We start from the raw sequence: 23,561 nt of genomic DNA on the forward strand, positions 1-23,561 counted from the left end.
TCGCATTGCACCAGGGGAGAGCATTCGTACCGTGTTTAACCGAAGATATGCCAGGGCCTGCATCATCACGGGCACATTCTTAATAGGATGTGCCGCGATGGGGCAATCATCGCCGCAGAGCGATGATGCCATGCAGGCCTTGCGCCAGGGAGAGAACCAGCGGGCCATTGCCAATGCCGATACAGTGTTGCAGACAGATCCACACAATTGCCGCATGCTGACCATACGAGGGCTGGCACTGAAGAAGCTGGGTCGGACAGCTGAAGCTTTGAGCTCATTTGATAAAGCAGACGCAGCATGCCCCGACTTTCTCCCAGCGCTGGAAGGCATGGCAGAGATCGAGTACGCGCAAAACTCTCCAAAGGCAGCTGACACTCTCAATCGAATCCTCGCCGTCCAGCCTGGGAATCCAACGAGCCACGCGATGCTCGCCGTGCTGGATTGGAAAGCTGGGCATTGCGATCAGGCAGTGGATCACTTCGCCAAAGCCGGAGAAGTGATCCAATCCAGCAATGCCGCGCAGATTCAGTATGGAGCCTGTCTGCTGGCTCTGGGAAATAACGACCAGGCAGCAGCGCTCTTCCAACAAATGCTCAATCGTGAAGATACCAGTGGGAACAGGCTGCGTTATGCCTATGCCTGCTGGAAAGCCAAAACGTACGGTCAGGCATCGGCTGCCCTCGCACCTCTACTCAATGCAAATACAGCGAACGCACAGGCGCTGACTCTCGCTGCACGCATAGCAGAGGCCAGCGGAGATACTCCGCGTGCAGTGCAGCTTCTGCGACAGGCAATCCTGGCAGAACCGAAAGACCCGCGAAACTACCTGATCTTTGCAGAAATCTCGTTCAACCATTCGTCTTATCAGGTAGGCATCGATATGCTTAACGCCGGATTGCAGCAGCTGCCGCAGGAGGCGCGGCTTTATCTGGCGCGCGGAGTCCTGAAAGTAGAACTGAGCAAGATGGACGGAGCCATGGAGGATTTCCGCGAAGCGCATAAGCTCGATCCTCAATTATCGTTTGCCGAGGACGCCATGGGCATGATGTTGAGCCAGCATCATCAGGCAGGCGAGTCACTGACCGCGTATGCCGAGCAGGTCAGGAAGCATCCCGACGATCCGCTGGTGCAGTATCTGTATGCAGAAGCTCTGAGCCAATCAGAGAATGCTTCAGACAGCCATACAATAACCGCTGCCATCGCTGCCGCCGAACGCGCTGTTGCTCTGGAACCGGATTACCAGCCGGCACGCGATCTTTTGTGCGTGCTTCAGCTGCGTGCAGGCAATCTGAATGCCGTGATACAGCACGCCGAAGAAGCCCTGAAACGAGACCCCAACGACGAGACGGCCATCTACCAGGAGCTGATGGCGAATCGCCGCCTCGGCAAAAAAGATGAGGTAAACGCTCTTGCAGCCAGAATGAAGCAGGCTCACGAGCACCAGCAGGAAGCAAGAACGAACTATCAACTCCAGGAGATCGCTGTTCCCGGTCAATCTAACCCGTAACCCACTTCGTAGCGCATCAGGAGTTACATCATGAGTACAGGAATCAAAGTGAATCGGCGCCGGTTTCTCTCAGGAGCTGGAAGCATCGCTGCAGGCTCTATGCTGGCATCGCGATATGCAGGCGCATTGACTGCGGTCTTCGATGATCCTCAGACGAAGGCCACGGCAACGATGCAGTGGAAGAACAAATCAGTCTTCGATCTGTCAAAGTCGCCGCATGCAAAGCTGAAGCAGGTGCCTGTAAGCGCTGTCGTGATTCAGGAAGGCTTCTGGTCAAAGCGGCGCGCCACCAATGTAAGCTCCAGCATACCCAGCATGCATGATGAGTTGCTCTCACACGGGCGCATGGATAACTTCCTCCGGCTGGAAGGCAAATCAAACGCTCCGCAACACGGACCAGTCTTCTCCGATTCGGATATGTACAAATGGATTGAAGCGGTCGGCTTTGTGCTGCAATCTGGCGATACACCACAGCTGCGCCAGCTGGCCGAAACCGACATTCGCGGGATCATCGCCGCCCAGGAACCAAGCGGGTACCTGAATACCTATTACGTGCAGGACCGCAAGGGCGACCGCATGCTCTGGCAGATTCAGACCACAGGTCATGAACTTTATAACATCGGCCATCTCCTGCAGGGTGCAATTGCCTACTACCGCGCAACCGGCGACCCCACGCTGCTCGAAGCAGGCATGCGTTTTGTCGATAACTTCCTGCTGCCGAACTATGGACCTGCAGCCAATCAGAAACCGATCGTAGCCGGACATCCGGAAATCGAGATGTCCCTGATCGAGCTGTATCGCACCACCGGAAACCAGAAATACCTGGAACTGGCCGGTTACATCCTGCAAGGCGATTCCCGTGTTCCACTTCTTCCCCGGCAGATATCCTACATGTTCTGCGGCATACCATTCACTTCGCGCACAAGGCTTGAAGGACACGCCGTGCGCGCCATGTACGCCTGCTGCGGAGCGACGGATTATTACCTTGAAACCGGCGACCCATCGTACATGAAGGCGCTGCAGACTCTTTCCGACGACTTGATCGCGCACCAGATGTATGTAACCGGAGGAGTCGGAGCGCGCAGCGAAGGCGAAGCCTTCGGTGATGCTTATGAACTTCCCAATGCGCGCGCCTATGGCGAGAGTTGCGCCGCGATCGGAAACATGATGTGGAATGCGAGAATGCTCGCGGCAACCGGAGATGCGCGCCACGCCGATGTGATCGAGCGCGCTCTCTACAACGGCATCAACTCAGGCATGTCGCTCGACGGACGCACATACTGCTACCGCAATCCCCTGGCCTACGATCCGGTTGTAGACGCAGGAGACCGTCATACTCCGGAAGGCAAAATTCGCAATCCCTGGTATGACACAACCTGCTGCCCGCCAAACCTCGAACGGACCTTTGCCTCACTGCCCGCATATTTCTACAGCACAGCAAGCGACGGCATTTATGTGCACCTCTATGACAACTCGGAACTGCAATGGCAGCTCGATAGCGGTAATCCGATCAAGATCACACAAACAACCCGTTATCCCTGGGAAGGAAATATCGCGCTGCGCATTTCGCCAACTCATCCGGAAGAGTTCACTTTATACGCGCGCATTCCTGAATGGAGCAGGCATACGGTCGTCAAGGTAAATGGAAAGCTGGCCGGCACTCCTGTTCCCGGACAATATCTGCCACTGCGCCGCACCTGGACTGCCAACGATCTTGTTGAAATCAGCTTCGACATGGAATCCCGGATCGTTCGCGCGAATCCCGCAGTTGCCGACGATACCGGACGCATTGCGCTCCAGCGCGGACCGATCATCTTCTGCATGGAACAGCTTGACCAGACCGAGCATGACCGCCTGAAGTTTCCTCTGCTATCAGCTCGAGCGGGAAATGCCACTCCATCGCAATATCAGGCCAGCCTGCTCGACGGAGTCGTTACCCTCGAGCATCCCGGCATACTTGCGGAATCAACCGCACACGATGCGCTTTACAGTGCTGCCCCTTTGAAGAAGAGCGCCAGCAATACCACATTGAAGCTGATTCCTTATTATGCGTGGGCAAATCGTGAGCCATCCTCCATGCAGGTATGGATTCCATATATCGAAAGTTAGATAGTTCGAAAAGAACACGGAGAATTTGCCTTGAATCAAATATCGCGCAGGCAGTTATTAAAAACAGGAGTGGCTTTGAGCGCGGGCGCAGCTGCAGCACGCCCTCTGCGGGCATTTGCCACAGCAAAACCAACCGATGCAATCGTTCCGCAGCTATCGCAATTCTCATATTCTGAAGTGCAATTGCTGGATGGCCCGATGCGCGAGCAGTTCGACCGCAATCACGCCTTCTTTCTGGCGCTCGATGATGATCGTCTACTGAAGCCTTTTCGCCAGCGCGCTGGGCTGTCTGCTCCTGGCGAGGACATGGGTGGATGGTACAGCTTCTCCGATGCGTTCGATCCTCCAAAGAACATGACCGGATACGTTCCCGGCCATACCTTCGGCCAATATTTGTCCGGTCTCTCGCGCGCATACGCAGCAACCGGATCAAAGAAAACGCAGGAGAAAGTGCAGCGGCTGGTGCAGGGCTTTGCTGCAACCGTTACCCCCAATTTCTACAAGGGATACTGCCTGCCCGCTTACACCTTCGACAAAACAAACTGCGGATTGATCGACGCGCATGAGTTTGCATCTGATCCGCAGGCGCTTGCTGTTCTGAATCATGCAACCGATGCCGTCCTGCCCTTTCTTCCTGAGAAAGCGCTGACCCGCGCCGAGCAGAATGCCCGCCCTCATCCAAACATCGCCTTACCTGGGACGAAACCTACACGCTGCCCGAGAATTTCTATCTCGCATACAAGCGCGGCGCAGGCGAGCGCTATAAACAGCTTGCAGCACGTTTTATGCAGGACCGCGAATATTTCGCTCCATTGGCAGCAGGCGAAAATGTGCTGCCCGGCCAGCATGCCTATAGCCACGTTAATGCACTCTGCTCGGCCTTTCAGAATTATCTGGTGACCGGCAACGAAATGCGTCTGCGCGCAGCACGCAACGGCTTTGATTTTGTGCTCAACACGCAGAGTTTTGCTACCGGCGGCTGGGGCCCTGATGAAACCTTTCGCAAGCCGGGAAGCGGCGAGATGGGCGAAAGTCTCGTCAAGACGCATGCCAGCTTCGAGACTCCCTGCGGGGCCTATGGCCATTTCAAAATTGCGCGATACCTTCTGCGCGCATCCGCTGACAGCCGTTACGGAGACAGCATGGAACGCGTGCTGTACAACACGATCCTTGGCGCGTTGCCGCTCCAGGAAGACGGACAATCCTTCTACTACTCCGACTACAACAACTCGGCCAGCAAGTTCTTTCATCAGGACAAGTGGCCCTGCTGCTCTGGCACATTCCCGCAGATCACTGCAGACTACGGCATCAGCTCATATTTCCGTGGAGCGCGGAGTGTTTATGTAAACCTGTATGTGCCTTCCAAAGTTACATGGAGATTCGGAAGCACGCGCTGCGTCCTCAAACAGAACACCCAATACCCGATCGTGCCTGAAACCTCGATCGCTCTTGAGCTCGATCAGCCGCGGAGCTTCGCCTTGATGCTGCGTATTCCCGCATGGACAGGCAGTAGCACGCGAGTGGCAGTAAACGGACGCGCCGTGGAAAAACAGCCGGTGCCAGGCAAGTTTTTTGCCGTCGACCGGACATGGCGCAGTGGTGATCGCATCGAAGTAGCTTTCGACATGCCCATTCGACTGGAAGCTGTCGATCCGCAACATCCGAATACGGTCGCTTTGTTAAGAGGCCCACTCACACTTTTCGCCATCGGCGATGCTCCGATTCACGCTACGCGAGCTCAGCTGCTTGCTGTGAGCCAGATGGCACGCTCCTCATACACATGGAAGATAAAAGCCAGCGGCCAGGAATATGAGTTCAAGCCCTTCGCGGCCATCGGCCACGAAAAGTATCGCCTCTATCATGAGCTTGCTTAATGAGACATAGAAGGAGGCGCTGCATCAGGAGCGCTTCCCCAGTTCTTATTCGGCAGAGATCCCATGGTCAGCACCAGCTTTCCGCCATTGGCTATATCAGAGTGGCTGAACCATGGCTTGTTCCAGGGCTTTCCATTCAGCGTTGCTGACTGGATATAGATATTCTTCGCAGAGTTATTGCGGGCGATGATTGTGAAGTCTTTCCCACTGCCCAAGTGGATCGTCGCCTGATCAAAGATCGGGCTGCCCATGATGTAATCCGGGCTGGATGGGTCGACCGTATAGAAACCCAGAGCGCTCATTACATACCAGGATGAGGTCGAGCCTTGATCGTCCATTCCGGGAAATGCCAGGCCGCTCTTGTCACTGCCATACATAAGATTGAGAATTTCCCGCGTCAGCTTCTGGGTTTTCCATGGCTGACCGGCCCAGTCATAGTAATAAGCCGCCTGCTGGTCGGGCTGGTTTCCCTGAACATACTGTCCGATCACTCCGGTACAGTCACGGCAGATACCTTTTGCTGTATAAGGCGTCGTGAAGAACTCATCTAACTTAGCTGCGAACTTATCCCGTCCACCTAAGAGATGGATCAAACCCTGCACATCATGAGGGACAAGCCATAAGGTGGACCACCCAGATGCTTCCTTCATCATGAAGTTATAGTAGGGCTCGCGTGGATCAAACGGGGATATCCACTTGCCATCTTCTGTTTTGCCCCGAATGAAGCCTACCGAAGGGTCGAAGACATTCTGATAGTTATGTGCACGCTTCAGAAACAGCTCATAGTCATCCTGCCTGCCAAGTTTTTTCGCATAAAGAGCAAGAGCATAATCATCCCAGCTGTATTCGAGTGTTGTAGCGGCACCGGCCTTGCCACCTGCATACGGAGGATTGGGATTCCGGTCTTTCGGAATGAAGTCTGAGATCCAGCCGTTCTTCATGTATTCTGCAAGATAGCCTCTGGGCCCCTTGGGATCGGTCGCGTTCTTGCGCAGGTATTCGTAAGCCGCGGCCCAGTCAAAGTTCAAGCCGCGCTCCCAATCGCCCAGATACATCAGAACCGCGTTGTCGCCGTGGAATGACGTGCCCATGTAGCCGGACTCGCGCGCGATATCAAGCTGCGAGCGCAGAATATCCACCTTCACATCAGGCTCGAGAAGCGTAAGCAATACAACCTGGTTGCGGCCCGTGTCCCACAGTGGCACCTGATCGTAACGATCATAGTCTGCAGTATGCACTTGCCTGTCGCGTCCCGTGAACTGCTCTCCTTTTTTCGCGATCAGGTGCGGGCTGGCAAACGAATGGTAGAGGCAGGAGTAGAACAGCATCTTTTCTTTTTCTGTTCCACCTTTTACTTCAATCAGGTTCAGCTTTTTGGCCCACGTTTCCTGAGCCTGCTGCTTGATGTGATCGAAGTTCCACCCTGAGCTCTCGGATTGCAGCCTCTCTTCAGCCACCTGGTAACTCACTCCGGACGCAATCTTCATCAGGACCTGTTCACCTTGTGTAGTCGTGAATCGCAGATAGGCTCCGGCATAGTTGCCAGAAATTGTTCGCGCTTCAGGATTCACATCATTCCAGCCGAGAATATCTCCACGCATCGGCTGCTCTGGCGGATTCTGCTTGAAGACGCCGAAGGTCGTGAATGGTCTTGAGAATTCCGCGACAAAGTATCGGTTGCCATAGCGGGATTTCCCGCGCACTGTATGGTCATCGACAACCTCAATGTCTCCACCACCACGCCCGAGGTCAAGCAGGATGTTAGATTTTTCTGACTGAGGAAAGGTAAACCTGAAGATGGAAGTCCAGGTAGTCACCGTCATTTCAGCGAGTGTGTGAAAGTCATCGAGATACGCGCTGTAGTATCCGGGTGAGGATTTCTCCCGTGTCTTGTCGTATACGGAAGCGCTTCGCTCAGGAGGAACTGTCCAGTCTCCGACTACCGGCATTACAACCGGGCCACCGGCGGTTCCAGTCGAGAACCCATACATCATTCTGTTCGGATAGAAGTATGCAGCCCTCACTCCCGCGGAATACTCAAGATCGAGATTTGCATTAAGGGGGCCTGGATGAGTAGACCCATGAGGCAGCACAGCATCGGGAGAAGTAAAGCCGGAATACAGCTGTTCTCCCGGAGGCGGTGCGTTTCCAATAAGTTTCTGATCGTCCAGCGGCGCGGTACCGACCAGCCCGTTGGCATAATCGATGGGCTGTTTGTCAGCAACCGCTGTACGCTGGGCCGGCAGTGAAAGTAAACAACATCCAGATGACAGCAAAATCGTCAGCAGTTTGATCCGGGTTGAGATCATCCTATTCATTCACGAACCAGGCTAATTGCAAGCGCCAGCACATAGCGGTTATCAGGCAACTGAATGGATTTCACCGCCTTATTGCAGTTAATAGGCAGCGCATATTCATAAAGATTGAAAGCCTGGTTATCCTGAGTGCCGTCGTTTAAATCACGATAGCGCATCTTTACCGCTAAAGCTTCGCGTGAGTAGCCTTGCGGGGTATACCAGTCGCTGAAGCTCTGCGTAAATTTCGCTGTCGTTCCGTCAGTGTATGTCACCACGATAGTTTGCGAGGCCTGATTCCCCTGAACTCCTGTTCCTAGAATGTACAGAGTATTGTAGCGACCGGCTGGCAGCGCGATGCTCTGGCCTGCGCCATAAACAACATTCTCCTGGTTCGCCGCGGCGAGATTGAACTTAACGCCGTTCACCACCAGGCTTGATAGGCCTGTTTCATCACCAAGCAGATTGGCTGAGTAAGCTGCGCCTCCTCCATCGATCCCTCCCGTTTCTGAGAACGTTGTGCTGTCGGTATAGATTCCGGCTGCATTGAAGGCGGAAGTAAGAGAGGCCTGCGCTCCGAGATTCTCATTTACAAGTGTTGCAGCAAGCACGACTACATCACGGTTGCTGGGAAGGGTAAAGCTTTTTGCCGTCTTTCCTGGCGTGAGAAGAAGTGTATAGCCATATACATGAAAAGGCCTGTTGTCTTTGGCTCCGCTGGCTGTGTTGCGATACGGCATCACCACGCCTTCCGCTTCATTGATGTTGCCAGAAGGACTGTACCAGTCACTGAATCCCTGCGCGTATTGCGAGGTAGTGCCGTCTGTATATGTCACAGTAATGGCTTGCGACGCATGGTTTCCGTCGATTCCGGTTGCCAGCAGTTGCAGTGTATTGAACTGTCCGGCAGGCAAAGTGATTTGCTGTCCTGCTCCATAAACTGCATCGTTGGCATTTGCCGGCCCCAGATTGAACTGCACTCCACTGAGGACACGCGCACGCGTCAATATATTTTCCGAATACGCATAGCCGCCGCCATCCAGACCTCCGGATGTGAAGGTTTGCCCATCGGCATAGATGGCTGCCACGTTGTACGCCGAACTGAGATCCACTGGCTGCCCGGCACCATTCTTGCCGATAGCCGCACTTACGGATAGCGTTGCTGAGGACAACGTATGCGTGGTGCTGCCGGACACGCCTGTGATACCGATAATGCTGGTTCCGGTTGCGGCTTTACTGCCGGCGGTCAACAGCAACGTGCTGCTCGTTGCTGTCTGAGAAGGCTGAAACTTGCCCGTGACAGAATCCGGAAGCGCATTCGCAAGAGAAAGCTGCACCTTGCCGGTGAATCCATTCTCAGGCGTGACGGCTACAGTGCCTGTTGTAGAGCTGTTCTGGTTCAGATACAAAGCCGTCGGAGTAAGCGCGAGGCTGAAATCCGGCAGCGCAATCGAAACGTAAGCGGTCTGCGACAACCCGCCGCTCGTGCCTGTGATAGCCAGCAGAATATTTCCACCAGGCGCAGCGCTGGTTGTCGACACGGTCAGCATAGAAGAGCCTGCGCCGGTAATAGAGGAAGAACTTAGGCTCGCAGACACGCCTGTGGGCGCTCCAAGAATCGTCACCGTCAGGTTCACGGTTCCGGTGAACCCATTAACCGGTGCAACCGTGATCGTCGACGTTCCATCGCTGCCGGGCGTGAGATTGATGGTGGATGGAGACGCAGTAAGCGCAAAGTTGGCAGCTGCAGTATTTGCCGGAGCAAGCGAGTCAATCAGGTTTTGCCCGGTCGGTGAACCCCATCCGGTAACCAGGTCGTAGCCGGTAACTGCTGAGAACAAATCAGGACTGCCGCTGTTGAAGTCGTTGCCGGTAGTGATGTCGTGAAACAAGTTCGTATAGTTTGAGGTCTGGCCAAGCGAATAGAGAGTGGTGTTCAGAAAGCCTACCGGGCTTCCATTAGCCTGCTGGTTCACCAGGGCCAGAAAGCCCGCCCATCGCGGTGCTGAAAGGCTGGTGCCGCCGATTCCTCCCTGGCACGATCCATTCGCGCAGAAATAGTTGTCAGTATTTGCTTCCATCGCAACGTCTGGAATGTTGCGATAGCTTGTAGAGCCTTGGTTGGTGGAATTGATGACAGGTGTCTGGTAGCTCGGGATCGGCGATTGCGTGCTCCATCCACCGCCGCTGCCAACCCATCCGGATTCCGACGACCACGCACCGCCAGCGCCGTTCGTGGTAAGGTCCGTGCCGCCTGCATCGGTGATATTGGGGCTGTTTCCCGGATAACCCACGCCGCCAACATTGGCTCCCGAGTCGCCTGAAGCCACGAACACATTCTGCCCCTGCGCCTGGAGCTCCATGAATATCTGCTCATATCCGGGTTCAGTGTCGGGAGTGCCGCCCCATCCAAAGGAGAGGCTCAGCTGCTTGGCAATATTGTCATTCGCCGCCTGCGTAAATGCAGTGAGCGCATCGCTGTTCGCGCCATATGCTTCGTACACAATCAATGCCGAGAGATGCGGCGCCATCGATATCGCCTGCTGGATGTCGATGACCTCCTCGCCGTCATCGCAGCCGCCAGTAGCCGGCGTTCCTGAGCAGATGCCGTCCACGTTGAGCAGGACGTTGTAGATGGGGACATTGAGAGGCTGGTTGATAGAGCTGAAATAGCTCTGGACGTCGCTCAGATTGTAGGGCCCAAGTTCAATCAAGCCAACAGTCTGCCCGGCGCCGTCAAGCGTCACTCCCGGAGCATAAGCGGCACGCATGTCGCTGCCCAGAAACTGTCCGTTGGGTCCTGATCCGGTTGTATAGCTCTGCACTGCATCGCGCGCGGCCTGTTTCAGCATTGGATGCGGCAGGTGATAGTTGCTCAACCCCTGCACACTGAGGACCGGCAACCCTTTCTCGATGGATGGCTCTGTATCGGGCGCATAGAACTTCCGGTTTTCTGACGGATGCTGATACGAGTGCATCGTGAAATGAAACGCCTGGTTCACTGAAGCAACCGGAGCGGTCATATTCACCAGCATGCGATTGGAATAAGTCTTCGTCACCTTCATTCCATGCGATCCGGCATAAGCGATCACTTTGTCGTAATCGCTGGACGTTGGACCGAACCGCTCCGTGAATTGCTCGACCGTCAGGAAGTGGTTGTACTGCGGGCTTGCTGGATTGTGCAGTTGATCGAGAAATGCCTTGAGCTGCTGCTGATTTCGCAGGGGAAGGGCCATGGAGAAACTTAGCGATTGCGAATCGGGAAGCCTGCCGGCGTCCTGCGCGCCCGCCGGCGCAGACAGGTGCGTTGCAAGCACCTGCCGCTGCGCGCGTAACGGCAATACGGAGAGGAAGAAGACTGCCATGCATACAGCGAGGAAGTAGCTGAAGAGAGCTCTGCGCATAAGCGGTGTTGCCTCCGTTTTTGAGTGTGGTTGACGTGGCAGGTTGTTGCTTTGCCGGGGACTCGACTGAGCCTCCGACGCTGACAAACGCAAGATTGACCAGAAGGTGATCTTCCCCGAGATTTGCAGAATTCTCAGGGAAGTTATGTTGCGTTGATCCTACTTACTAGAATTGCAGTTTCAGCGACATCTGAATCTGGCGCGGGAAATTCTGCTGCGTCGATCCAATCGTCCCGTAACCTGACCAGGAACCAGGCTGGTTGTCAGTGCCAACACTGGTGCGTGTCAATTCCTGATCGGGCGATGACGTGCTGGGACTTCCGAAGATAGGAGTGTTGGTGAGGTTAAACGCTTCTGCCTTGAACTGCAGTGTCGTTCCCTCGCGGACAATGAATTTCTTCTGGAAACTCAGAGCGGTTTGCTGAGCCCACGGGTTGCGGATTACAGTTGTACGCGGCAACTTGGTAGTTGCAGTGTACTCGGTAAATGTAGAGAAGCAGGTATTGTCCGAATTGTTTAAATAGCTCTTCCAGCTTTTATGTTGCGGAAGAATGTTGTAATTTCCGCAGTTGTAGTTATAGCCGTTCGGGTAGCCGACAGGCGTTCCTCCATCATTCTGGAAAATCCATTCCATCTGCCAGTCATTGACGATCTGTCCGAGCAATCCGTGCGCATTGGAAAGAATTGCGCCGCCTTTACCAATCGGAAGTCCAAACAATCCGCTGAAGGCCAGATCCCAAGGGCGGTCACCGCCATCGATGTCATAGTATGGCTTCGGATCGACCAGGCTTGCGCCACTGTTGTTAAGGAGTCCGGTCGCGGACATCAATTTCGACCAGGTAAACGCAGAGATGAAGCTAAGACCCTTCGAGAGAGCTCCCGTGCCTGAGAATCTTTTCTCCAGTTTGGCCAACAGCGCGTTGTAGTTGCTATATCCACCCGGATAGGTGTAGTCGTAGATATTTCCATCGAACGCAGGATAAGGAACCTTGAGATAGCGTGCCTGGATCGTGGGGTTCTGACCCAGCGCCACAGTGGTGGGCAGTACTCCATAGAACGGGTTGGTAACCTGCTGATCCAGATAGTTTGGATCGGCATGCCCTTGTGCGAAGTCGGCTGCGCTGATGCCGTTCAATTGTTTCGATGCCCGCAGGTTGGTGGTATGGGAACCGAGATAACTAATCTCCCCGATCATCTGGAAAGGCAGCGCTTCCTGAATGCCGAAAGTCCACTGCTGAACGTGAACGATCTTTCGGTCGCGCAAATCGATGCCAAAACCGGTTCCGACCAGCGCCAGCGCACCCTGAGAACTGCCTGGAGGGGTGATGAATCCATTTGGATAAGGATTGCCGTTGCGGAATGCATCGGATGGATGAAGTTTGTCGTCAGGAGAAAAGTTGTAATTCGTTGACTGGTTCCATGCCGAAGCGCCTCCTAACTCGATGCCGAAGGCCTTGTTTAACACCCAGCCGCCATGAAGCACTATGTTTTTTCCCAGTCCGAGAGAGGCGCCGATCTTTGGCTGCCACAGCTCGGTATTATTCGGGTACGCGGGTTGCGAACTGCTGGCAAAAAGCACAGTGCCATAAAGTGGAGCCAGTGACGGAACGCTGGACGAGATTGGATTCACGCAGGTCAGGCACATTCCAGCCAGCAGCCGGTTATGCCGCTCGATGGGAGAAAACTCCTCATCCCAGCGAATGCCGGCGTTTATCGTCAGGTTGTGCCGTATCTTCCAGTCATCCTGTACGAAGCCGCCAACGTACCGATACGACTCGTAAGGAGCAATGTTGTAATCAACGCTGCCGGCGTCAGGGTAGCCGAGCAACAGGTTGGCAACAATAGACCCGTCCTTGTTCTGCTGGAAGGGGTTCTGCTGCGTGAAATCCGTTCCGAAGCCAAAGTAGCCATTCGGACGGCCAATGCCGGACGGCACATCGTGATAGAGGGAAAACTCTCCGCCATAGTGCAGGCTGTGATTGCCCAGAATCTGCGTGATGGACGGCCCGACATCGTATGTTTCAAAGATATTGGGATTGACCTGGTTTCCGATAATGTTCGGCATGTTATCGCCAAGATCAATTTCCGGAGCATAGCTCTTATTCGTCGTTGGTATCTGCGGCATGCTCAACCCAAGGTCTGATGCAGAAAGAGAGTTGAGTCCGGCAGACACTGTTCCATTCGGATCGGCATAGTAGTAGCGGTTGAAAGAAACGCGGATGTCGCCTATCAGAGATGGGGTGAACGTGTGTGTCAGGTCGAGCACCTGCGTCAGGCTGGAGCGGTAGTTGTCGATGTCGCCCATGATTGCTGGTCCGACCAGGCCGTTGCCGTTCCGGTATTCATGCCCTGACCACCACGCGAAAATACCATACAGCTTTGTCCGGTCGGTAAAGTTATAGTCGACGCGTGCAATCGGCATGTTGTAGCGATAGCGGTCCTTGCCGTTGAAGACATAGTTATTGATGTATCCAGGCCGGTTCGGCGCAGGAAACTGCTTCATGATGGCGAGTCCGACCTGGCTGATGCGGTTTGCCGGAATAACATTTCCGGCAAACGGCTGGCGGCCATAGGTAGTGCAGCCTGAGTCCCCTTCCTGCACGCAGGCGGTCGTGAGAGGATCGTAGATTCCTCCAGTACGGCCCGTTGACGCGAGATAATTCGTCAGGTTCACTGTCCCGCTGCCGTCCGGAAACTGATCGGCAGTAGGCACAGTGGTCACCACACCAGCCGGAAGCACCTGACGGTAACCTTCATAGCTGAAAAAGAAGAATCCATTTCGTTTCAGAAATGGGCCGCCAATTGTCCCCCCGAACTGGTGCTCATTATGGAAAGGTTTCGCTTCATTCTGCTGGTTGAGCTGATAGGTGTTGGCATCCAGTACCGAGTTACGCCAGAAATCATAGAGCGTCCCATGAAAACGAGGCGTCCCGTTCTTGAGGATGATATTGACCGCGCCTCCGCCGACACGCCCGTACTGCGAGTCGAATGTGATGGTCATGATCTTGAATTCCTGGACGGCATCGATGCTGGGCGAGATATTCCATGTACCCGATGGACCTCCTCCCTGGACAGAAATGGGAGCGCCGTTCAACAGGAACTGGTTGGTGGTCCCGGGCTGGCCGGTGATGGAGTAGGCGTTCGAGGTGTCCCATCCGCGCGTGCCGGAATAGCCGCCTGGACCGAACTGGGTCTGGGTGAAACGCACTCCGGGTGTCAGGCTCATCAGCATATAGACCTGCCGTCCATTAAGCGGGAGGTTCTGGACTTTCTCCGGATCGATGACCGTGCCGCCTGAAGCATCGGCAGTACTGAGTTGCAGCGAATTCTCACTTACAGAGACTGTTTGATCCACTTGTCCTACCGGCAGCGAGAATGCCTGGGTGATCTTGGCGTTTACATCGACACTGACGCCTTGATGAACCACGGTTTTGAATCCGGTTGACTCGGCCTGGATCGAATAGGTTCCCGGCTGCACATAAGGGATGTAGAAGTTACCTCTGTTGTCAGTTTTGCCGTTGTAGGTTTGTTCGGGACTGGTTGCGGTGATGGTTGCATTGACGATGGCATTTCCTGAGCTGTCTGTTACCTGTCCGGTGATGGTGCCACGGTATTCCTGTGCGCGGGAGGGCTGCTGAAAGATAACGCACAGGGCTCCGAGAAGAAGACAAGTGAAAAACCACTGCTCAATAACCAGGAAAGCACGGCTGGTCCGTGACCTTGGGGGATGGTATTGCACGGTGACCTCCGAAAAATTGTGGGACTGTTTTTCTTCCTGCCTGCGGCGATCTGCGGACAGGCACAACATTCGGAAGGAAAGGTATTCCGTGAAAAATCCGGTTGTCGTGAATAGTTCTGAAAAACCTATGAAATTTCTATGAGATATCTAACTCATTTTATTTCAACCTGATAAGCTGTTAACTTCAAACAATTTCATGGTAACGATTCCACTTTTCCATCGTTCCCGCGTATACTTGGCAACTACAAGATTGATCGGGAGGAGCTTCGGTGACCGTTTCAGCAGAGGCGGTTAGTTGCTATCTCTTTGGCGATTGCAAGGTTGATATCGTCAGCGGATGTTTAATTTGTTCTGGCCAGGAACGCACACTCAGGTATCAGAGTTTCCAGGTGCTGCTCTATTTCCTTCAGCATCCCGGGACTCTCATCTCAAAAGACGAATTGATTGCCGCTGTCTGGAATGACACGGCAGTCACTGATAATGCTTTGGCCCAATGCATTGCGGAGATCCGCAGGGCGCTTCGTGATAATCCGCATCAACCGCATTTCATCAAGACTTTTCCTAAAGTCGGCTACAGGTTCCTTGCCCCTGTAGAAGTGGCGCTGCAGCCTGTTCCGATCATTGAAGCGGCTGGTCCTCGTGAAATAACTGTCGCACCGAAGCCGTTCAGTATTCCGGCACCGAACCGGTTCCTCACGCGTGCATGGCTCTGGTTGCTTCTGGCCACTCTGGCGGCAGGATTGTTCTTCTACTGGCATGAAGGTCGTCTGCATCATTCAGGGCAGGTGAATGCAGCCACCATCTCTCCTTCAGGCGTTCCAACATTGGCTGTTTTCTCCTTGAGAAATGAAACAGGGCGGACTGATCTGGACTGGCTGCGCGAAGGCTTCTCAGACATGGTCTTGACCGATCTGGCTCATACTGTCAAATGGAAGATTTTGAGCCGCGAAAAAATCCACGCGCTGCTCAATGATGAAGGCCATCTCCAGACCATTCAGGCGGCCAAAGCGCTCGATGTCGCCAGGTCGATTCATGCCACAGCATTTGTCATCGGCGCAATATCTTCTTCCGGACAGCAGATACATGTCCGTGTCGAGACGCATGACGGTAAAGACGGGCACCTGATTGCCGCCGACGAAGCAGCCTTAGGTGATCCTCGCGAGATCGTAGCAGAAGCTAATCTGCTCTCCGCAGACATTGCCCGCCATCTTGGATTTTCTGATACCGGCACGCCCCCGCTTGCCGATGTCATGACGAGCAATATGGAAGCGTACCGCTACTACTCCGTCGGAGTAGAGAAAGCCGAACGCTTCCAGAACGCACAGGCAATCGATGATTTTAAGAAGGCAATTGAATTCGATCCCCACTTTGCCATGGCATTTGCCCGCATCGGATACGCCTACTCCGTGCGCGACTTCCAACCGGAGAAGGGCCGTCCCTACCTCGAACAGGCCCTCCGCCTTTCGGGACAGTTACCGGAACTGAACCAGCTTTACATCCGCGTGTGGTACGCCATGGCCCGAACCGACTACGATACCGCGACGCGGGTACTCCAGCAAATCATCCTTCAATATCCCGATGAAACCGAGGCCTACTGCGAACTAGGCCGGCTTCTCCGCGGACAGGAAAAAGTGCAGGAAGCTGCCATCATGCTGGAAAAGGCCATTCACAACAACCCGAATTCTGGCGATCTGTACAATGCCTACGGTTTTGTCCTGAGCGGGCTCGGGCGGATCGAGGAAGCCACTGGCATCTATAAACAATATGTCGCGCTTGCACCGGAAAATCCCAATGCTCATGACAGCCTCGGAATGGGCTATCAACTTGCAGGTCAATACAATGCCGCCGTGTCGGAATACAGCAAAGCCCTGAGGCTCGACCCTGAGTTTGAACCATCAATCGTTCACCTCGGAGACACCTACTACCAGCAAGGCCGCTACCATGACGCGCTGAGCGAATACCGCCGTTATATTCAGGTGGCTCATGGGAACGATACCAAGGCCTTTGCTTACGGAGACCTCGCCACGGTTTATATGACGATGGGAAAGACAGCAGATGCGCAGGCATCTGCTGACCAGGAACTTCACTACAATCGCGCGTCGGTCTGGAATTCGCTGGTCATTGCTCTTCAAAAGCACGAGAAGCAGCGGGTAGCCGATTTGGAGAAGATTCTCTTCGCAAGCCCACTGAACTCCGAGCGCGGCTCACCGCGGGACATGCGGACTGAGTTCTTTTACCAGGGCTATATAGAACTCAAAAGCGGTAATGCTCAAGGAGCGATCAGCCATTTCAAAGCCGCTCTCGAACATTTGCCTCCCTCCTCCGGAATCGACATGCATGAAGACTGCCTTGCAAATGCTTATCTCGAACTCCATATGTTTCCTGAAGCCATCGCCGAGTACCAGCGCATTCTCAAGATCAATCCCAATTACCCACTGTCCTACCTGCATCTCGGTCAGGCTTACGAAGCAATGAAAGACAAGCAAAAAGCTGCCGATGCCTTCCAGCATTTCCTTGCAGCGAATCCATCCGCTGACCAGGACAGCCCGCATGTGCTGGAAGCTGAGCTTCACCCCTAAGTACTCTTCATCCTGAGATACTGGACCTGTGTTGCGGCTATTCCGAGCAAGCGAAGACCAGAAGGAAAAACTCCTGGCAGCTGCCCGCGAAGCTCCACCTTCCAGTCCTCACTTCCTGACAGGAACAGGCGGCTCGTTAGGAGCCCGACCGAAGGGCTTTGTGCATGATCTGTCACGCAGCGAGATTGGTCGAGGACCGCATGTTTTCTCAGCGGCACGCCAAGCTTTTCAGCGATGGGAAGAGTTCAATTTGGGGTGGGTACAGGTTGTGAACCCTTTTGCCAAAATCGCACCGGGAGAGCTAGTAGCTGTGGAGGCGCATACCGCCTGCTTATGGTCGATAAATTTCAGCCGCATTACTGAGGTAGTAGACAGTCCGACTCGCTTCGGTTTTATGTACACCACCACCGCCTTTCATGTCGAGGAAGGGCAGGAGCGTTTTGTCATTGAGTTTGACCCCGAAAGCAAGTCTGTCTCTTATCTCGTTGAAGCAGTATCCCGTCCGAGACATCTTCTGGCTCGCATTGGCTACCCTTTCTCACGAGCGGTGCAACATAGATTCGCAAGAGATTCACACGAACAGATGAGACGCTGTATCAAAGAAGAAATCTCGAGGTCAGAAGTCTACTAATGTGGACGGAGTGGTAGCTTTAGCAATCGGAAAGCACTAGGAAACCCGAGCTGGATTTTCCGTACGCGTATGGAATGGGCAAGTGCCTTGTTCAGGCGCATTGTCATCCGGCAATGCGTACTGTTTCCACTCACGATTTTGCAAGTCTCCATAGAAGCCGATATCCGGATGGACAGGCATACCGTCGTAAACCAGCATGCGCTTGTGAATGCGATGCCTCACATCAGCGGCAATTGGTTCCGATGTCATCGGATCGATAAACAGTGTTCGCGGCTGGAAGATTAACACGATACCAGGACCGAGGTTTCTGCTGCGACGCAGTCGGTAAGTCGGCGAGGTTCCAACGACGAACATTTCACGACCCTCAAATGAGAACTCCCAAAGAGGATCATCAGGAATTCTGTTAGTTACGGGAGATGTGTCGTGCTCATGGAGATACTGGAGTATATGCCAGAACCGCTCGACGAATGAGGAGTGATCCCGAATCACAGGATCCGGCTTGAAGAAGGCAGTTAGACTCGCGCGTTCGAACTCGGGGGTGCTGAGGAGGTGAACAAAGCGCCGCATGTTGGGAACTATTTCATCCAGACGCTCCGCATCGATGAAGGCGTAGAGCATCTCTCCTCGTACCTCTGCAGTTTGACCAAAGAAGCAAGGATAATCGGCAGTACTGAGTTTCGTTTTGTATTCCTCGTAAGCCTCAGTCTTCCAACTTTCCTGCGGATGGATTCCAACCTCACCCTTTGTCAGGACCCGGGTCGTCCATACTGCATAACGCTGAGAAATCATGATGCGGTCCCAACTGCTGCAGTTTTCTTTCCTCTGCGAGCCAATCGAACCATACGGCGGAACCCGGCCGCTTGCTGTTCAGTCCATGTACCGTTTACCAGGGCAGGCTCGGCCCCTGCATCGCCGGTCTCAATGGTGTCGTCATTGAATCGAGCAGTCTTAAAGAAAATGTCCCAGACTGAAAGAGCTGTACCGAAATTGCAGCTTCGCCGACCTGCAGCACGCAATGCGTGGTGAGTGCGATGAAAGCGTGGAGACACCAGGATATGGCTTCCAAGCCATCCATAACTAAGTCGCGTATTCGCATGAGACATGCTGCCGAGCAGTCGGAAGCAGAGGATAAGGAACGGAAATTGCATCGAGGGCACACCGATGGCGAGGCCAACAACGATCAGCCATACATAGGTAATTGCATCCTCGAGGACGTGCGAGCGGTCGTCGGACCAGAAGGTCAACTGATCCTCGGCATGGTGAAGAGAATGGATGCCATACCACCAGGCAATCCTGTGAGAAATACGATGCTTCCAGTAGTCCGCGAGATCAAGAATGGCAAAGTTCATCATGAAGACGAGTGCGGGCAGTGAGGTAAGAGCTGGAATCGCTGCCGGAAGGGAGAATGCCGTAACACCATGATGTTCAAGAAATGTATCGAGAGAGGTACGCAGCCAGTCAAACTCGAAATAGGCAATCAATGGAAACAGGACAATACGCACGAAGAATGCATACGTAATATCGGCAGCGATGGGATTGCGCTTAGGCCAGCTGGTGAGCGGCCAGAATTTCTCGATCGGCGTGCAAACCAGAAAGCTGATCGTGAGTTCGGCGACCCCGCAAGCAGCAAAGAAGAGCCACAGAGCCAGGAATCGATCGAACGCTCCGAGTCCGAGGTGCCCAAGAAAGGATTGAATCGAGCCAATGACGCAATCTGGAATTGCGGCACACAATAGGCTGGAATGAAGTGTCCACGGCATGGCTACCTCCATATAGCCGACCAATCCGAGTCTGCCAGAATCGGCAGACGTTGCCACATTCTTGCAGGGAGCGCGCGGCGTTCTGCAGTGAACGCCCTCTTTTAAGGACGATTCATGGCGGTTATTTGAAATCTCTGATCGGATTAAAAGTCCATGAATAGAAGCTTTCCGGGCGCACCGTCCCGGTGTCATCCCTATAGTTTTGGAGTCCGAGCGCAGAAGAAAAGCGCGCTAAGATAGAAATCGATTATGGACGCGCTTACTCCTGATTCAAAGACCTCCCAACTCAACAAACCTGTTTTGCAGTCTGACTGTTCCCTTCTGCCTCTGCCAGTCGTTTCCGAAGTTTCTGGTGTCCTGACACTGCATTTTCAGTCGGATTATGTTCAGAGCCAGATGCTCGTCGACAACCCGGACTTCCTGGCGCTCAGCTATACGCGGACCATGATGGCATTTGAGCTTTTCCAGCCTAATCCCGGACATATTGCCCTGATTGGCCTCGGAGGCGGTTCGATCGCAAAATGGTGTTATCGCCACCACGCAAAAGCGACGCTCACGGTGGTCGAGATCAATCCACATGTCATTGCCATGCGTGATAGATTCCAGATTCCACCGGATGATCACAGATTTCAAACCCGTTGTGAAGATGGCGCACAGTTTGTTGCAAGAGCCTCATCGAAATTCGATGTGCTGCTCGTCGACGCATTCGGGGCCGATCATCTGCCTCATGATCTGTGCTCTCAGAGCTTCTACGACAATTGTCATCAGGCATTGACTGAAACGGGTCTGATGGCAGTCAACGTGTGTGTGGAGAATAATCAGCAGATCCTGGCTCGGATTCGCAAGGCTTTCAGCGGCAAGGTGCTGCTGTCGCCTGATGACGATGGCAATACAGTGGTATTTGCCTGCAAAGGACAACTCCTCTGGCCGAAAGGTGAGTCTCCTGGCTCATTCCAGATGAAACTCAGAAAGTTTGAGAAAAAGCATGAATTAGGAAAAGCCATGACTCCTCTCGGTTAAGCCATGCGCTTCTGGGCAGCATTTTGCGAAAAAAGGTTCTTCAGGGGCGCTCGTCGGTCGGAATATAACTATTGAAACCAGCTTTTGTCATCCCGCGTTGCGCCTCCGGGTTCTTCATAAAGGTTTCCCACACGAAAGCAGTGCGCAGGTTTTCCGCCATAAGCATGATGATCCCAGCATCGATACCCACAATATCTGTGTCATACCATTTCTTTAACGGATTGAAGGCATCGATAAAGCCATAGCGGTTCCAAGCCTGAGGGTAACGATTCTTAATGTTTTTCAGGACGCGCATTGTGGCCTCAGGCAGAAATGGAAGCGAGCCCCCAGCGGCTGCGGGAACTACCGTTCCATCAATCGGACCCATGGCCGGAGGACCTCCCCAGATCACGTAACCCTTGTCGGAATCAGATGCAGTGATACCCCACAAATCATCACTGTAATCCGGAAAGGTTTTGCTGAGTTCTACACAGAAGCGACGGTGAACTTCGGTAGCAGTAGCCGAGTTCTGAAAATAATCCGCATACTTGTCGCGCTTATGCCGGAAATCGAACCATGCCTGCGAATATTGATGAACAAACAAAGGCGCAAATGAGCCGATGTAGCGAAGTCCATCGTACTCGAAAGTGGTCCGTTTCCATGCCAACCATGCCTCAGGATGAAGAGGATGAGTGGAAGACCCCATGCCCAGAAGATAGATCATCATCAATTCGCTATAGTAATCCCACTTATACGGCAGGAAGCCGAGCTCAGGCGTCCACCCCAGAGGTAACAGTGAGACATCTTCTGATAACCACGTCCAGTCCACACGGTCGAAAATTGCGTGAGAGAGTTCGATAATGTCGCGGTCCCGAAAGTGCTGCCGGCACGTAAGAATCCCGCAAAGCAGAATGGCTGTATCGACAGAAGAAACTTCAGAGTCCCATATTCTTTCGCCTGTATCGATGTTGGCAAAGTGGTAGAAGAATCCCCGGTGGGTTGGCAGTTTCTTCCAAAGAAATACAAGTGTCGCGATCACGCGCAGACGGGCATCCTGGTGAGATATGAAGCCGCGCTTCTCTGCAATGCAGATTGCTGTCAGGCCAAAACCGGTCGATGCGATGCTTGCCGCGGCACTCGTGTCGGGTGTGCGCACATTGCAGCGATCTTTGATCAGCCCCGTTTGCGGATTCGCTTGTTCCCAGAAATAAAGAAAGGTTTTCTGTTCAAGATCGTCCAGAAATGCCTCGTCTTCAGGTGAAAGCACAGGTTGCGCAGGAGGAGTCACTGATTGCGGGCGCTGCGCCATTCCCGTCAGAGTCTTCCATTCAGCGAACGGCAGACCCAGTGAGACAGCGGCTATCTGGCGTAACAGTTGGCGCCGGGAACTTAGATTTGTGCGCGAATCGTTTAGCTGACGGATTTGTACTTCATTGCGTCTGTTCTCATCCATGCTCATTCGGGCCATTTGTATTCGCTAAGAAAAATAATCCCTTATGACACTAGTATGGAATACATAGATGTACGATGTCGCAGTCTGACTGCTTTGCTGGCATCATGCCCTTTCTGTCAGGCGTCTAATTATGGTCGGTGTCGAATGACGGGAAAAAAGATCGTCTGGATATCAATTTCAGTTGTGGCACTTGTGGTTGTTCTGTTACTGCTGCGCGCGCACCGGTTGCGATCACTTTCCACGCAGTTGCTTATTGAAGGCACTGTGATTCAGAGCGATGTGGACACAAACAAGCAACTCCCGATAGCAGACGTTGCCATCACCGCATCTGATGGCGCTGTGAACGCAACGGCCCGCTCCGAAACGTCAGGATATTTCAAGGTAACCCTGCAAAGGAGAGTATTATCCGAAGGGCAGGTAATAGTCTCTTTCCGGCATCCATCTTACGAACCTTATGATCTGAATGTGCAAGTCGGAAGACTTAAGTCCCCCGCCAAACTATACGTTGTGCGAATGGTTCCTGTTGCCACGAAGAAATCAGCAGGCTCGAATCCCGCGGGGATGGTTGTTGCCAATATCCGTGTGAGATATACGCTCAACTCCCGCACTGATGCAAATGTGGGCAGCGAAGCCAGAACCTTTCGCGTCGTCAACCAGGGAAACGTGCCTTGCAATCATCAATTCCCATGCTCACCTGATGGCAAGTGGAAGGCTTCTTCTGCATCTGTGACGGTAGATGCAGGAGCCGATAATTTGTTTCGCAATGTCAGAGCCTCCTGCATTGCAGGACCATGCCCATTCACGCGAATTGACTCCAGTGGATTTATTCGCGGTGGCCGCAAGATCACCATTACTGCCTTGAACTGGTCAGATACTGCCACTTTCCTCCTGGAAGCCGAGGTCTATCACTCCGCAATCAACTCCAGCGTTCGCGAATTGTATCCGGTCACTTTTGGCCGTACGCTCAGCTTTACATTGCCTCCCATTCAAGAAGGAGTAAGCCTCGAGGCCGAGATCAATGGCTCTCCCATGGTCTTCCCGCTAGGTCCGAAACTTAATTTAAGTTGGGCTACATGCACCGAGCAAACTAGCGCAGACCAGGAAAAGACGATGATGTACCGTTGTGAACTTAAGCCCGAGTATCGATTCCAATAAGTGAACACATAGTGAAAAATCTCAAACCAGAGGGGGCCAATAGACCTCTGTAATCTT

General features: G+C 53.5%; 13 protein-coding genes and 1 pseudogene. 8 read left to right on the forward strand and 6 right to left on the reverse strand.

Annotation, left to right across the window (positions count from 1 at the left end):
- Positions 1-97 precede the first annotated feature (97 nt).
- The 4 genes and pseudogenes from AC5S16_RS05495 to AC5S16_RS05510 all read left to right on the forward strand — a co-directional run bounded on the left by AC5S16_RS05495 (position 98) and on the right by AC5S16_RS05510 (position 5,490).
- Positions 98-1,507, forward strand: a complete 1,410-nt coding sequence (locus AC5S16_RS05495; RefSeq protein ID WP_493929029.1) for a tetratricopeptide repeat protein — start codon at positions 98-100, stop codon at positions 1,505-1,507.
- A gap of 30 nt (positions 1,508-1,537) precedes the next feature.
- On the forward strand, positions 1,538-3,616 hold the full coding sequence (locus AC5S16_RS05500; RefSeq protein WP_493929030.1) for a glycoside hydrolase family 127 protein: 2,079 nt from the start codon (positions 1,538-1,540) through the stop codon (positions 3,614-3,616).
- A gap of 198 nt (positions 3,617-3,814) precedes the next feature.
- A pseudogene (locus AC5S16_RS05505) lies at positions 3,815-4,177 on the forward strand (beta-L-arabinofuranosidase domain-containing protein); the annotation flags it as partial.
- Positions 4,178-4,329: 152 nt separating this feature from the next.
- On the forward strand, positions 4,330-5,490 hold the full coding sequence (locus tag AC5S16_RS05510) for a beta-L-arabinofuranosidase domain-containing protein (RefSeq protein WP_493929193.1): 1,161 nt from the start codon (positions 4,330-4,332) through the stop codon (positions 5,488-5,490).
- Here AC5S16_RS05510 and AC5S16_RS05515 read toward each other — a convergent pair.
- The 3 genes from AC5S16_RS05515 to AC5S16_RS05525 all read right to left on the reverse strand — a co-directional run bounded on the left by AC5S16_RS05515 (position 5,487) and on the right by AC5S16_RS05525 (position 14,927).
- Positions 5,487-7,799: a GH92 family glycosyl hydrolase gene (locus AC5S16_RS05515; RefSeq protein ID WP_493929031.1), complete on the reverse strand. Its 2,313-nt coding sequence runs from the start codon at positions 7,797-7,799 to the stop codon at positions 5,487-5,489. The genes AC5S16_RS05510 and AC5S16_RS05515 overlap by 4 nt on opposite strands.
- 5 nt (positions 7,800-7,804) lie before the next feature.
- Positions 7,805-11,188 carry a beta-sandwich domain-containing protein gene (locus AC5S16_RS05520; RefSeq protein ID WP_493929032.1) on the reverse strand — a complete coding sequence of 1,128 codons (3,384 nt, stop codon included), beginning with the start codon at positions 11,186-11,188 and terminating at the stop codon, positions 7,805-7,807.
- 166 nt (positions 11,189-11,354) lie between these two features.
- Positions 11,355-14,927: a TonB-dependent receptor gene (locus AC5S16_RS05525; RefSeq protein WP_493929033.1), complete on the reverse strand. Its 3,573-nt coding sequence runs from the start codon at positions 14,925-14,927 to the stop codon at positions 11,355-11,357.
- Positions 14,928-15,196: 269 nt separating this feature from the next.
- Between AC5S16_RS05525 and AC5S16_RS05530 the strand changes: the two genes are divergently transcribed.
- Positions 15,197-17,506 carry a tetratricopeptide repeat protein gene (locus tag AC5S16_RS05530; protein ID WP_493929034.1) on the forward strand — a complete coding sequence of 770 codons (2,310 nt, stop codon included), beginning with the start codon at positions 15,197-15,199 and terminating at the stop codon, positions 17,504-17,506.
- A gap of 28 nt (positions 17,507-17,534) precedes the next feature.
- Positions 17,535-18,137: a DUF1990 domain-containing protein gene (locus AC5S16_RS05535; protein ID WP_493929035.1), complete on the forward strand. Its 603-nt coding sequence runs from the start codon at positions 17,535-17,537 to the stop codon at positions 18,135-18,137.
- A 36-nt stretch (positions 18,138-18,173) separates the two neighbouring features.
- On the opposite strand, the gene AC5S16_RS05540 is transcribed toward AC5S16_RS05535, so the two are convergent.
- Complete coding sequence (locus AC5S16_RS05540) at positions 18,174-18,926, reverse strand: YqcI/YcgG family protein (protein WP_493929036.1); 753 nt, start codon at positions 18,924-18,926, stop codon at positions 18,174-18,176.
- Positions 18,923-19,897: a sterol desaturase family protein gene (locus tag AC5S16_RS05545; protein ID WP_493929037.1), complete on the reverse strand. Its 975-nt coding sequence runs from the start codon at positions 19,895-19,897 to the stop codon at positions 18,923-18,925. Before AC5S16_RS05545 ends, AC5S16_RS05540 begins: the two co-directional genes overlap by 4 nt.
- A 249-nt stretch (positions 19,898-20,146) precedes the next feature.
- Here AC5S16_RS05545 and AC5S16_RS05550 point away from each other — a divergent pair, with 249 nt between their 5' ends.
- The gene (locus tag AC5S16_RS05550; protein WP_493929038.1) at positions 20,147-20,917 is read left to right on the forward strand and encodes a fused MFS/spermidine synthase; all 771 of its coding nucleotides are present in this window, start codon (positions 20,147-20,149) and stop codon (positions 20,915-20,917) included.
- Positions 20,918-20,957: 40 nt separating this feature from the next.
- On the opposite strand, the gene AC5S16_RS05555 is transcribed toward AC5S16_RS05550, so the two are convergent.
- Positions 20,958-22,349 carry a glucoamylase family protein gene (locus AC5S16_RS05555; protein ID WP_493929039.1) on the reverse strand — a complete coding sequence of 464 codons (1,392 nt, stop codon included), beginning with the start codon at positions 22,347-22,349 and terminating at the stop codon, positions 20,958-20,960.
- Positions 22,350-22,493: 144 nt separating this feature from the next.
- Here AC5S16_RS05555 and AC5S16_RS05560 point away from each other — a divergent pair, with 144 nt between their 5' ends.
- A complete protein-coding gene (locus AC5S16_RS05560; RefSeq protein ID WP_493929040.1) occupies positions 22,494-23,504 on the forward strand; it encodes a hypothetical protein in 1,011 nt (336 codons plus the stop codon).
- Positions 23,505-23,561: the final 57 nt, after the last annotated feature.

This window comes from Acidobacterium sp. FHG110202_01 (assembly GCF_059115305.1).